The sequence below is a fragment of the Escherichia sp. MOD1-EC6819 genome (assembly GCF_002965765.1).
GTDB lineage: Bacteria > Pseudomonadota > Gammaproteobacteria > Enterobacterales > Enterobacteriaceae > Escherichia > Escherichia ruysiae.
In genome coordinates this window covers 17,474-30,749 of the sequence record NZ_PTRG01000002.1, presented here as the reverse complement: position 1 = coordinate 30,749, position 13,276 = coordinate 17,474, and the positions used below count along the sequence as shown (strand labels likewise).

Genomic DNA, 13,276 nt, shown 5'->3' with positions numbered 1-13,276 from the left:
CTGTTTTCTCCTTGTTTGTTAACAGTGGAATCACCTTAACGGCAGCGAAAACAGTAAACAAATGGCAATGTTCAGAAATGGAAAAGGCCGCGAAAGCGACCTTTTCTTGTTACAGCTGCAAAGCATTTTTTTGCGAGGCGGCTTCCGGATTATTGCTGTTCCAGCGCATCGCCAATTTTGATTTTCGCCTCTTTACGCAGGTTACTCATCAGAGCTTCAAAGACGATTTGTGCGTTGTTCTGGGTGATGCCCTGCACCATCGCTTTTTTCTGATCTTCCGGCATAGAACCTTGTTTCACTTCGTCCAGCGCCAGCAGAACCACATTACCTTGCATATCGGTCGCCATACCGTAGCTTGGTTTGTCTTTCGCTGGCAGTGGCAGTGCAAACGCCGCCTGGCTAATCGGGTCACGACCGGAACGGCTTAAGGTTTTCGGCTCGCCAAATTTCAGACCGGCAGCCTGCATAGCTTCCGCACCTTTGCCCGCTTTCAGCTCAACCAGCAGTTTTTCAGCATCCACTTTCGCCTGTTGCTCAGCTTTGTTGTGCTGAACCAGTGCCTTAACTTGTTCCTGAACATCTGCCAACGGTTTCACCGCTTCCGGTTTGTGCTCGCTGATGCGCAACACGAATGCGCGATCGCCGTCTACGGTGATAATGTCAGAGTTGATGCCCGGCGCGCCGTTTTCACCTACCAGACCGCCGTTAAAGATAGCATCTGCAACCGGCTTGAAGTTCAACTCTTCCGGCAGTTTATCTTTGCTGAACCAGCCAGTCTGGGTAGCTTTAACGCCCGCAGCCTGCTCTGCGCCAGCCAGAGATTCGGTGTCATTGCTTGCCGCATCGCTCACTTTCTGCTGCAGCGCGTAATAAGCATCGAGGGCTTTTTCGTGTTTCACTTTCGCCGCGATATCGTCACGCACTTCGTCTAACGACTTCACTTTTGCCGGCTGAATATCATCCAGACGCACAATCAGGAAACCGACCGAAGATTTGATGACGCCAGACAGTTGGCCTTTTTCTTTCAGACCGGCATTTTTCAGTTCATCCGGGATAGTGGCATCTTCTAACCACCCCATATCGCCGCCGTTACGGGCAGAGATAATATCGGCAGATTTTTCTTTTGCTAACGCAGCAAAATCACCACCTTTATTCAGCTCCTCAAGTACTGCTTTCGCTTCATCTTCAGTTTTAGTCTGGATGATGCTGTAGCGAGTACGCTGTGGCTGGGTGAATTGATCCTGATGCTGATCGTAGTAGCTCTGGATATCCGCATCGCTAACCGGTTGCTGCATCGTTGCGGCATCCAGCTTGATGTAGCTCACGCGGAATTGTTCCGGAGTCATGAAATTGTTTTTGTTTTGCTCGTAGTAGCTGGCGATTTCTGGTTCGGTCACAGCTTGTTTAGCCGCCAGCGCGTTAACGTCGATAGTCGCTTCACGCACCACGCGTTGTTGAGCGACCAGCGCAGCCAGTTCGTCGGTTTCACCTTTCAGCATAAAATCGGTGCCCGCAACGCCGTTAATCAGCTGCTGGGTAGTGAGCTGATTACGCAGTGCCTGCGCGTACTGATCGGCACTCATCCCCATCTGGTTGAGGATACCGTTATAGCGGCTGTTATCGAACTTGCCGTCAACCTGAAACGCTGGGGTTGCGAAAATCGCCTGTTTAACCTGCTCATCGCTGATACTCAGTTTTAGTTCGCGAGCGTACTGATCCAGCAGCGCCTCGTCGATCAGACGATTCAGCACCTGTTGACGCAGGGTTTTCATATAGCCTTCGTTCGCCGCCAGCTCAGAGTATTGATCGCCCAACTGTTGCTGCATACGATTACGCTCGCTGTTGAAGGCGTTCTCGAACTGCCCACGGCTGATTTCCTGGTCATTCACTTTTGCGGCGTAGTTATTGCCTGCGCCAATCAGGTAACCACTCACGCCGGTCAATATGAACGACACGATAATGATACCGAAAATAATCTTGAGCACGAGACTGTTTGCAGCCGTGCGTAAGCTGTCCATCATGGTGTAACAACACTCCGCTGTAGATGACTGTGTACCTCACGCAACATATCGCTGCGCGCAAAGGCCTATTGTGACAAGAAACGGGGGCAATTGTCAGCCCACAACTCGCAGAAAGTCACGCAATACAAATAAAAAAGGCACATCAGTAGATGCGCCCTTGAACTTCGTCACATCCCCAATGGGGATAATCCTTAGTTTACCGCGTCTTTCAGTGCTTTACCTGCACGGAAGCTCGGTACTTTAGCTGCAGCGATGGTGATCTCTTTACCGGTCTGCGGGTTGCGACCAGTACGGGCGGCACGCTCTTTAACGGCAAAAGTACCAAAACCTACCAGTGCTACATCATCCCCTTCTTTCAGGGATTCAGTTACGGAAGCAATAATAGCATCTAACGCACGGCCAGCCGCAGCTTTAGAGATATCAGCCCCTGCAGCAATCTTGTCAATCAATTGAGATTTATTCACTCTTCTCTTCCTCTTTATAATTTATCCCGCACTTGAATCCTTCAACGTGCGAACGCGCAGCAGTTATATCAGGCCAGCCATCCCCTTACAACACCCCTTAATAAGGGCAAGCCTAATCCGCCCTCTAACTTAACGAGACAAAAAAAGGCTGGCAAGTCCGAATTGGCCCGCCAGCCCTCTTTTTATTAGTGCAATTTGCGCAAGGTCACTATTTTGCAGTCACAACCTGCATACCAGACGGTTCATTTTGCAGCGCCAGAGTCAGAACTTCCTCAATGCGCTTCACAGGATGAATGTCCAGATCGGCAATCACGTTGTCCGGAATCTCTTCCAGATCGCGTTTATTTTCGAACGGAATTAACACTGTTTTAATCCCGCCGCGATGTGCCGCCAGCAGTTTTTCTTTCAAACCACCGATTGGCAACACCTGACCACGCAGAGTAATCTCGCCAGTCATCGCCACATCGGCACGAACCGGGTTACCGGTCAGGCAAGAAACCAGCGCGGTGCACATGGCAATACCGGCACTCGGACCATCTTTTGGCGTCGCACCTTCCGGTACGTGCACGTGGATGTCGCGTTTTTCGTAAAAATCAGGGTTGATCCCCAGTTTTTCCGCACGCGCACGAACCACCGTTAACGCCGCCTGAATGGACTCCTGCATGACTTCACCCAGCGAACCGGTATAGGTCAGTTTACCTTTGCCCGGTACACACGCGGTTTCGATGGTCAGCAAGTCACCGCCCACTTCCGTCCACGCCAGACCCGTTACCTGACCGACACGGTTTTCGTTATCCGCGCGACCATAGTCGAAACGCTGAACACCGAGGTAGTCATGCAGGTTATCGCCGTTAATTTCGATATGTTTTAGAGACTTATCGAGCAGTAACTGCTTAACCGCTTTACGGCACAGTTTGGAGATTTCACGCTCCAGACCACGCACGCCCGCCTCACGGGTGTAGTAACGAATAATGCCGATAATGGCGCTATCGTCGACGGTCAACTCACCTTTTTTCAGCGCATTACGTTCAATCTGCTTCGGCAGCAGGTGACGTTTGGCGATGTTCAGTTTTTCATCTTCGGTATAACCGGAGAGGCGAATCACTTCCATACGATCCAACAGCGGTGCCGGAATGTTCATGGAGTTCGACGTCGCGACAAACATCACGTCGCTAAGGTCGTAATCCACTTCCAGGTAGTGGTCGCTGAACGCCACGTTCTGCTCTGGATCCAGCACTTCAAGCAGTGCGGAGGCAGGATCGCCACGCATGTCAGAAGACATTTTGTCGATCTCATCGAGCAGGAACAGCGGGTTTTTCACGCCCACTTTCGCCATTTTCTGGATCAGTTTACCCGGCATAGAACCGATGTAAGTACGGCGGTGACCACGGATTTCCGCTTCATCACGCACGCCGCCCAGCGCCATACGGACATATTTACGCCCGGTGGCTTTGGCGATGGACTGACCCAGGGAGGTTTTACCTACCCCCGGCGGTCCAACCAGGCAGAGGATCGGTCCCTTGATTTTGTTGACACGGCTTTGAACCGCAAGATACTCAAGGATACGATCTTTCACGCGCTCCAGACCATAATGGTCGGTATCAAGGATTTCTTGCGCCTGACGCAGGTCTTTTTTGACCTTGCTACGCGCATTCCACGGCACCTGCACCATCCAGTCGATATAGCCACGCACCACGGTCGCTTCTGCCGACATCGGAGACATCATTTTCAGCTTCTGCAGTTCTGCTTCCGCTTTCTCTTTTGCCTCTTTCGGCATCTTCGCCGCGTCGATTTTGCGCTTCAGGGCTTCGTTTTCGTCCGGTGCGTCGTCCATTTCACCGAGTTCTTTCTGAATAGCTTTCATTTGCTCGTTCAGATAGTACTCACGCTGGGATTTCTCCATCTGCTTTTTAACGCGGTTGCGAATGCGTTTCTCAACCTGCAGCAGATCGATTTCCGATTCCATCATCGCCATCAAATATTCCAGACGTTCGTTAACGTCGGACATCTCAAGAACGGACTGTTTGTCAGCCAGTTTCAGCGGCATATGCGCGGCAATGGTATCCGCCAGCCGCGCCGGATCGTCGATGCTGTTCAGCGACGTCAGCACTTCTGGTGGGATTTTTTTGTTCAGCTTGATGTAGCCTTCGAACTGGCTGATTGCGGTACGCACCAGCACTTCCTGTTCCCGCTCATCAATGGTCGGCGACTCCAGATACTCCGCCTTCGCAGAAAAGTGTTCGCCATTGTCAGAGAGCGCAGAAATACGCGCGCGCTGTAACCCCTCAACCAGCACTTTGACGGTGCCGTCAGGCAGTTTCAGCATCTGCAATATAGAGGCCACGGTCCCGACAGTGAAAAGATCGTTTACACCCGGCTCATCCGTTGAAGCTTCTTTCTGCGCGACCAGCATAATTTTTTTATCATGGTCCATCGCCGCTTCCAGACAACGGATAGACTTTTCCCGCCCAACAAATAAGGGGATGACCATGTGCGGATAAACCACCACATCGCGCAGCGGCAATACGGGGATTTCAATGCGTTCAGAACGCTCAGGATTCATAGAGCTCTCTCTTAGTTTAATTTCCGCCAGGTAATCAGATGACACGACTGTGCTTCACGCCATCTATTAACATGTACGTCAGTATATGGGGATGTTTCCCCCACATTCAACGCCGAGAATAGAGGAAAAATTAAAGGGGAGATAAAATCCCCCCTTTTTGGTTAACTAATTGTATGGGAATGGTTAATTATTCACCAGATGCCTGCTGAGCTTCCGGCTTGCCATAAATCAGCAACGGTTTGCTTTGCCCATCAATTACCGACTCGTCGATAACCACTTTTTCGACATCTTCCATGGACGGCAGATCGTACATGGTATCGAGCAGCGCAGCTTCTACGATGGAGCGTAGACCACGAGCACCGGTTTTACGCGCCATCGCTTTCTTAGCGATAGCATCCAGCGCCTCGTCACGGAATTCCAGATCCACGCCCTCAAGATTAAACAGCGCCTGATACTGCTTGGTCAGGGCGTTTTTCGGCTCTTTGAGGATCTGAATCAGGGCTTCTTCGCTCAGTTCATTCAGCGTTGCGACAACTGGCAGACGACCGATGAACTCAGGGATCAGACCAAACTTAATCAGATCTTCTGGTTCAACCTGCGCCAGCAGTTCACCTTCGCTTGCTTTGTCAGATTTCGCTTTTACCGTCGCGCCAAAACCAATGCCGGAGCCGGTTTCTACACGATGGGAAATGACTTTATCCAGACCAGCGAACGCACCACCACAGATAAACAGGATCTTAGAGGTATCTACCTGCAAGAATTCCTGCTGCGGATGCTTACGTCCACCCTGCGGTGGGACGGCGGCAACCGTACCTTCGATCAGTTTCAACAGTGCCTGCTGTACGCCTTCACCGGAAACGTCTCGGGTAATAGAAGGATTGTCCGACTTACGAGAAATCTTGTCGATTTCATCGATGTAGACAATCCCACGCTGTGCTTTCTGTACGTCGTAATCGCACTTTTGCAACAGCTTCTGAATGATGTTTTCAACGTCTTCGCCCACATAACCGGCTTCGGTCAGCGTGGTCGCGTCGGCCATGGTGAATGGGACGTCCAGCAGACGCGCCAGAGTTTCGGCCAGCAGCGTTTTACCGGAACCCGTCGGACCGATCAGCAGAATGTTACTTTTGCCCAACTCGACGCCATTGCTGGTATCGCCGTTGCGCAGACGTTTGTAGTGGTTGTATACCGCGACCGCCAGCACTTTTTTCGCCTGTTCCTGACCGATAACGTAATCGTCCAGGTGGTTGCGAATTTCATGCGGCGTCGGTAGCGCACTGCGTTCACGATGCGGTGCAACTTCTTTAATCTCTTCGCGAATGATGTCATTACATAAATCAACACATTCGTCGCAGATATACACGGATGGACCGGCAATCAGCTTGCGCACTTCATGCTGGCTTTTGCCGCAAAAAGAGCAATACAGCAATTTGCCTGAGCCATCTTTGCGTTTATCTGTCATGGGTCAAAACCTCTTCTTTGTTCTTTGTGCCGCACACGACGACGCAAATGCCATTCTCAGGCGCAAGCCGCTTACAGCGTTGTGCCGCCCTGGATAAGTATAGCGGCACAGTTGCGCCTCTGGCATCAATTACGATGGGTCAGAATCGAATCGACCAGACCGTATTCCACCGCTTCAGGGGCGGAAAGGAAGCGATCGCGCTCGGTATCACGTTCAATCTGTTCTAATGATTGACCCGTATGAAGCGCCATAAGTTCATTCATGCGCCCTTTAACTTTCAGAATTTCACGGGCATGAATTTCGATATCGGTCGCCTGGCCCTGATAGCCGCCCAACGGCTGGTGAATCATCACGCGCGAATTCGGCAGGCAGAAACGTTTACCTTTTGCCCCTGCGGTCAGCAAGAAAGCGCCCATCGAGGCCGCCTGGCCCATACAAATGGTGCTGACATCAGGCTTGATAAACTGCATGGTGTCATAGATAGACATCCCGGCAGTGATCACCCCGCCTGGGGAGTTAATGTACAGATAGATATCTTTTTCTGGATTTTCTGCTTCCAGGAACAGCATCTGCGCCACAATCAGGTTAGCCATGTGGTCTTCAACCTGGCCAGTCAGAAAAATGACGCGTTCCTTAAGTAGACGAGAATAGATATCAAAAGAGCGCTCACCGCGTGAGGTCTGTTCAATGACCATCGGCACCAGCGCCATATGGGGTGCAAAGTTATCTCGTTCGCCGCTGTATGACATTTCCGTCTCCTGGATAAAATTGAAAAAACCTGCTGTACCGATTGTAACCTTATGGACGGATTATCAGCTAGTCCCTGTGTTATGGGTACGGCATCATCCTATTTCAAGCATAACAATCTTTTGTTGTTACGCTAACACCGAAAGAGGGTTTTCGCACGGTTCCATGCAAAATTCATGACAAAAAAAAGCCCACCACCTGGCGGTGACGGGCCTTTGTGCGAATTTAGCGCGTTATGCTGCTTAAATTACGCCTGCTGGTTCATCAGCTCGTTGAAAGTGGTTTCTTTTTCAGTCACTTTCGCTTTCGCCAGTACAGCTTCAACAGCCTGTTCTTCCAGAGCAACATTGCGCATGTTGTCCATCAGTTCTTTGTTTTTGCTGTAGAATTCGATAACTTCTTTCGGATCTTCGTACGCAGAAGCCATCTCTTCGATCAGGCCTTTCACGCGCTCTTCGTCAGCTTTCAGCTCGTTGGCGCGAATAACTTCGCCCAGCAGCAGGCCAACAACTACGCGGCGTTTAGCCTGTTCTTCGAACAGTTCGCGCGGCAGTTCCAGAGCTTGTTTTTCGTTGCCACCGAAACGCTGTGCAGCCTGGCGACGCAGAACGTCGATTTCGCTATCGATCAGCGCAGCCGGTACGTCGATGTCGTTAGCTTTTACCAGACCTTCGATCGCCTGAGACTTAACGCGGTTACGGATGGCGCTCTTCAGCTCGCGCTCCATGTTTTTACGCACTTCAGCGCGCAGACCTTCTACGGAACCATCTTCAACGCCGAAACGTTTGATGAATTCAGCAGTCAGTTCCGGCAGTTCACGCTCTTCAACTTTCTTCAGGTTGATAGCAAATTTCGCTGCTTTACCTTTCAGGTTTTCTGCGTGGTACTCTTCCGGGAAGGTCACGTCGATGGTGAACTCTTCGCCCGCTTTGTGGCCTTTGATACCGTCTTCAAAGCCCGGAATCATACGACCCTGGCCCATCGCCAGTACGAAATCAGACGCTTTACCGCCTTCGAACTCTTCGCCGTCTACAGAACCAGTGAAGTCGATGGTCACACGGTCTTCTGCTTCAACAGCGCCGTCTTTTTCTTTCCAGGTCGCCTGCTGTTTACGCAGAGTATCTAACATACCGTCAACGTCAGCGTCGGTCACTTCAACGATCGGTTTTTCAACTTCAATCGCTTCCAGACCCTGCAGTTCAACTTCCGGATACACTTCAAACTCTACAGAGTAGGTGAAGTCTTCACCCAACTTGTATTCGCCCGGAACGTAAGTCGGTGCGCCAGCCGGATTGATTTTTTCTTTAATGATGGCGTCAATGAAGTTACGGCTCATCAGGTCGCCCAGAACGTCCTGGCGTACAGACGCGCCATAACGCTGAGCAACGATATTCATTGGCACTTTGCCTTTGCGGAAGCCGTCAATACGTACTTTTTTCGCAACGTTGACCAGCTCGCTTTTAACAGCGGTCTCGATGCTGTCAGCAGCGATAGTAATCGTTACACGGCGGCCAAGGCCTTGAGTGGTTTCAACTGAAACTTGCATCTTGTTACCTCAAAAAATCACAGTGCTCGGTCAACTCTTACCCCGCAAGCACAGGTTGTTGGCTTCGCGGAACCGGGATGTTCTTATAATCAATCACATTCCCTGTTACCAGAATCATCCCGAAAGCATTCAAATAGGACGCGGCATTATAGCGGCATCACTTTTATGAGTCGAGAACGGTTATTGCGCGCTGCCGCGTATTTTTTCACAATTCTCAGGTAATTTTCGTCTGAATGCTGGGCAAAAAGCACAAAATCCAGACAAAACAAAACGGCCCGCAGGCCGTTTTTCATAAAATCTTTAACAACATACTGGAAAAACGCTAACTGTTGCAAATGCGTTTAGGCAATGCTTCCAGCTCCACGACAGGGAGGAGAAGCAAAGATGGTATCCTGCAATCCTTCCCACTCTTTAATGGTATAAGTATGCAGAGCCAGCGCATGAACGGTAGTAGAGAGTTCCTCCGCTAAAGTACTGTAAATCATTCGATGACGATTCAGAAAACGTTCACCCATAAAACGATCGCTGACCAGCACAACTTTAAAATGGCTTTCAGAGCCGGCTGGGACATTGTGACGATAGCTTTCATCCACAACTTCGAGGAATACGGGTTGGAACGCCGTCCTTAATTTTTCTTCTATCCGCTCACGTATCATCATGAAATATCTCCTCCGACAACGCTGAGATGTCACCCATCCCTTTAAATACTAGCCGCTTTAACCGTTTCCATTACAGCTTAACAACAAATAATTAGCTTTCATCCTATTTTTTCTGTCAAGCGTATGAAGTTTACTGATTTAAAGATTGATTCACCGGCTTCACATCGGTGTTTCTTTTACCCAAGGCGATTATTTCGTCAACATAATGAATTTACATGTCTTACCCACTTCCCCTCGTCGTTGGCGATGTTATGATGGCTGGAATCTTTACCAAACACGCTAAAAAGTCTCTGAGAGCCAGAACATGTTCAAAAAAATCCTCTTCCCGTTAGTTGCTCTGTTTATGCTTGCAGGATGTGCAAAACCGCCAACAACCATTGAAGTTTCTCCGACGATGACGCTGCCACAGCAAGATCCTAGTCTGATGGGCATCACCGTTAGCATTAATGGTGCCGATCAGCGTACCGATCAGGCGCTGGCAAAAGTCACCCGCGATAATCAAATCGTTACCCTGACCGCTTCCCGCGATCTGCGCTTCCTGCTGCAAGAAGTGCTGGAAAAACAGATGACCGCTCGCGGTTATATGGTTGGCCCGAATGGCCCGGTTAATCTGCAAATCATCGTTAGCCAACTGTATGCCGACGTGTCCCAGGGCAACGTGCGCTACAACATTGCTACTAAAGCAGATATCGCCATCATTGCCACCGCGCAGAATGGCAACAAAATGACTAAAAACTATCGTGCCAGCTACAACGTTGAAGGTGCATTCCAGGCCTCCAACAAAAACATCGCCGATGCGGTTAACAGTGTGCTGACCGACACCATTGCTGATATGTCTCAGGACACCAGCATCCACGAATTTATCAAGCAGAACGCACGTTAATTTCTGCCCTCTGGCCCGGTGTAAATCGGGCCTGTAGACGCCCATGTCCAGTCAATATTTACGTATTTTCCAACAGCCACGTTCAGCTATTTTGCTGATCTTGGGTTTTGCTTCCGGGCTGCCGCTCGCCCTGACATCCGGCACCTTACAGGCGTGGATGACCGTCGAGAATATCGATCTTAAAACCATTGGTTTCTTCTCTCTGGTGGGTCAGGCATACGTCTTTAAATTCCTCTGGTCGCCGCTGATGGACCGCTATACCCCGCCGTTCCTCGGACGTCGACGCGGTTGGCTGCTCGCTACGCAAGCGTTGCTGTTACTGGCGATTGCGGCGATGGGGTTTCTCGAACCGGGTACTCAACTTCGTTGGATGGCGGCACTGGCGGTGGTTATCGCTTTTTGCTCCGCTTCTCAGGATATCGTCTTTGATGCATGGAAAACGGATGTGCTTCCTGCGGAAGAACGTGGCGCAGGTGCAGCAATCAGCGTGCTGGGCTACCGTTTAGGGATGCTGGTTTCTGGTGGTTTAGCCTTATGGCTGGCAGATAAATGGCTGGGCTGGCAAGGCATGTACTGGTTGATGGCGGCTCTGCTGATCCCCTGTATTATCGCAACGTTGCTTGCGCCAGAACCAACCGACACTATTCCTGTTCCCAAAACACTAGAACAAGCCGTTGTAGCACCGTTACGTGATTTCTTCGGTCGCAATAACGCATGGCTGATTCTGCTTTTAATCGTGCTGTATAAGCTGGGCGATGCTTTCGCCATGAGTCTGACTACCACCTTTTTGATTCGCGGCGTCGGGTTTGATGCCGGTGAAGTGGGCGTGGTTAACAAAACGCTCGGTTTGCTGGCGACCATCGTCGGCGCGTTGTACGGTGGTATTCTGATGCAGCGTCTTTCGCTGTTCCGTGCACTACTGATTTTCGGCCTTTTACAAGGTGCGTCCAACGCCGGTTACTGGCTGCTTTCGGTGACTGATAAGCATCTCTACAGCATGGGCGCAGCCGTCTTTTTCGAAAACCTGTGTGGCGGGATGGGCACATCGGCATTTGTGGCGCTGTTAATGACGCTGTGTAATAAGTCATTCTCCGCTACTCAGTTTGCCCTGCTCTCGGCGCTTTCCGCTGTCGGACGGGTATATGTCGGCCCCGTGGCGGGCTGGTTTGTTGAATCACACGGCTGGCCGACGTTTTATCTGTTCTCTGTTGCGGCCGCTGTACCAGGGCTTATTTTGCTACTGGTTTGTCGCCAGACGCTTGAATATACACGGGTCAACGACAACTTTATCCCACGAACCGAATATCCGTCAGGTTATGCTTTTGCCATGTGGACACTGGCGGCGGGCGTCGGTCTGTTAGCCGTGTGGTTACTGCTGTTGACAATGGACGCGCTGGATTTGACCCACTTCTCTTTCCTGCCTGCGCTGTTGGAAGTCGGCGTTTTAGTCGCCCTGGGCGGCGTCGTGATTGGTGGTTTTCTGGATTATCTGGCGCTACGAAAAACGCATCTGACGTAATCTGTGAATATAATTTAGCTGTAGTAATCACCCGGCGTAATTATTACGGCTAAATAAACATCAGCATCGCTTAATAATATTTGTTCTTTTGTGCGGCTTAGATTTCTGAAATTATTGACTGAATCTATATGTTTTATTTTTTTACACGATTCAGCTAATGACTCTTTATTTCCCTACGCCTGATTTGTCACCTCAATGATGATTATTTGTTAAATAATTGTTTTATTTTGAGATTGGTTATACCAATTGCCATCCCCACCCCCTTCTGTAGTCCCCTTTCGTTATAACGCCCTTTTGTAACAGATTCTTAAAATCAACCTGATATGTTTTGCAACATATGTGACCTGACAACCAAATCCAAGTAACAGGAATTTAATCATGTTTACAGTAATGTAACCTTCCCGTAAAATGCCCACACACTTTAAACGCCACCAGATCCCGTGGAATTGAGGTCGTTAAATGAGACTCAGGAAATACAATAAAAGTTTGGGATGGTTGTCATTATTTGCAGGCACTGTATTGCTCAGTGGTTGTAATTCTGCGCTGTTAGATCCCAAAGGACAGATTGGTCTGGAGCAACGTTCACTGATACTGACGGCATTTGGCCTGATGTTGATTGTCGTTATTCCCGCAATCTTGATGGCTGTTGGTTTCGCCTGGAAGTACCGTGCGAGCAATAAAGATGCTAAGTACAGCCCGAACTGGTCACACTCCAATAAAGTGGAAGCTGTGGTCTGGACGGTGCCTATCTTAATCATCATCTTCCTTGCGGTACTAACCTGGAAAACCACTCACGCTCTTGAGCCTAGCAAGCCGCTGGCACACGACGAGAAGCCCATTACCATCGAAGTGGTTTCCATGGACTGGAAATGGTTCTTCATCTACCCGGAACAGGGCATTGCAACCGTGAATGAAATCGCTTTCCCGGCGAACACTCCGGTGTACTTCAAAGTGACCTCCAACTCCGTGATGAACTCCTTCTTTATTCCGCGTCTGGGTAGCCAGATTTATGCCATGGCCGGTATGCAGACTCGCCTGCATCTGATCGCCAACGAACCCGGTACTTATGACGGTATCTCCGCCAGCTACAGCGGCCCGGGCTTCTCAGGTATGAAGTTCAAAGCTATCGCAACACCGGATCGTGCCGCATTCGACCAATGGGTCGCAAAAGCCAAACAGTCGCCGAACACCATGTCTGACATGGCTGCGTTCGAAAAACTGGCCGCGCCTAGCGAATACAACCAGGTGGAATATTTCTCCAACGTGAAACCAGATTTGTTTGCCGATGTGATTAACAAGTTTATGGCTCACGGTAAGAGCATGGACATGACCCAGCCAGAAGGTGAGCACAGCGCACACGAAGGTATGGAAGGCATGGACATGAGCCACGCGGAATCCGCCCATTAAAGGGG

Annotated in this window: 10 protein-coding genes; 3 read left to right on the top strand and 7 right to left on the bottom strand. The window is 50.2% G+C overall.

From position 1 onward, the window contains the following. Positions 1-149: 149 nt before the first annotated feature. The 7 genes from ppiD to bolA all read right to left on the bottom strand — a co-directional run bounded on the left by ppiD (position 150) and on the right by bolA (position 9,462). Positions 150-2,021: a peptidylprolyl isomerase gene (ppiD, locus tag A7Z06_RS02715; protein WP_000969349.1), complete on the bottom strand. Its 1,872-nt coding sequence runs from the start codon at positions 2,019-2,021 to the stop codon at positions 150-152. Positions 2,022-2,212: 191 nt separating this feature from the next. Next, positions 2,213-2,503, bottom strand: coding sequence for a nucleoid-associated protein HU-beta (gene hupB, locus A7Z06_RS02710; protein WP_254892905.1), 291 nt, complete (start codon positions 2,501-2,503; stop codon positions 2,213-2,215). 190 nt (positions 2,504-2,693) lie between these two features. Further along, complete coding sequence (gene lon, locus A7Z06_RS02705) at positions 2,694-5,048, bottom strand: endopeptidase La (RefSeq protein WP_001295325.1); 2,355 nt, start codon at positions 5,046-5,048, stop codon at positions 2,694-2,696. A gap of 187 nt (positions 5,049-5,235) precedes the next feature. Beyond that, positions 5,236-6,510 carry an ATP-dependent protease ATP-binding subunit ClpX gene (gene clpX / locus A7Z06_RS02700; RefSeq protein WP_000130305.1) on the bottom strand — a complete coding sequence of 425 codons (1,275 nt, stop codon included), beginning with the start codon at positions 6,508-6,510 and terminating at the stop codon, positions 5,236-5,238. Between the two features lie 125 nt (positions 6,511-6,635). Continuing rightward, a complete protein-coding gene (clpP, locus tag A7Z06_RS02695; RefSeq protein WP_000122253.1) occupies positions 6,636-7,259 on the bottom strand; it encodes an ATP-dependent Clp endopeptidase proteolytic subunit ClpP in 624 nt (207 codons plus the stop codon). Between the two features lie 245 nt (positions 7,260-7,504). Continuing rightward, on the bottom strand, positions 7,505-8,803 hold the full coding sequence (tig, locus tag A7Z06_RS02690; protein WP_001198383.1) for a trigger factor: 1,299 nt from the start codon (positions 8,801-8,803) through the stop codon (positions 7,505-7,507). A 341-nt stretch (positions 8,804-9,144) separates the two neighbouring features. Further along, positions 9,145-9,462, bottom strand: coding sequence for a transcriptional regulator BolA (gene bolA / locus A7Z06_RS02680; RefSeq protein WP_000973458.1), 318 nt, complete (start codon positions 9,460-9,462; stop codon positions 9,145-9,147). A gap of 304 nt (positions 9,463-9,766) precedes the next feature. Here bolA and A7Z06_RS02670 point away from each other — a divergent pair, with 304 nt between their 5' ends. The 3 genes from A7Z06_RS02670 (at position 9,767) to cyoA (ending at position 13,271) form a co-directional block, all read left to right on the top strand. Then, positions 9,767-10,345 (top strand): lipoprotein, encoded by a 579-nt coding sequence (locus tag A7Z06_RS02670; RefSeq protein ID WP_000473500.1) that lies wholly within the window; start codon positions 9,767-9,769, stop codon positions 10,343-10,345. 43 nt (positions 10,346-10,388) lie between these two features. Next, positions 10,389-11,864: a muropeptide MFS transporter AmpG gene (gene ampG / locus A7Z06_RS02665; RefSeq protein WP_105279332.1), complete on the top strand. Its 1,476-nt coding sequence runs from the start codon at positions 10,389-10,391 to the stop codon at positions 11,862-11,864. Between the two features lie 459 nt (positions 11,865-12,323). Then, positions 12,324-13,271 (top strand): cytochrome o ubiquinol oxidase subunit II, encoded by a 948-nt coding sequence (gene cyoA, locus A7Z06_RS02660; RefSeq protein WP_001239436.1) that lies wholly within the window; start codon positions 12,324-12,326, stop codon positions 13,269-13,271. Positions 13,272-13,276 lie beyond the last annotated feature (5 nt).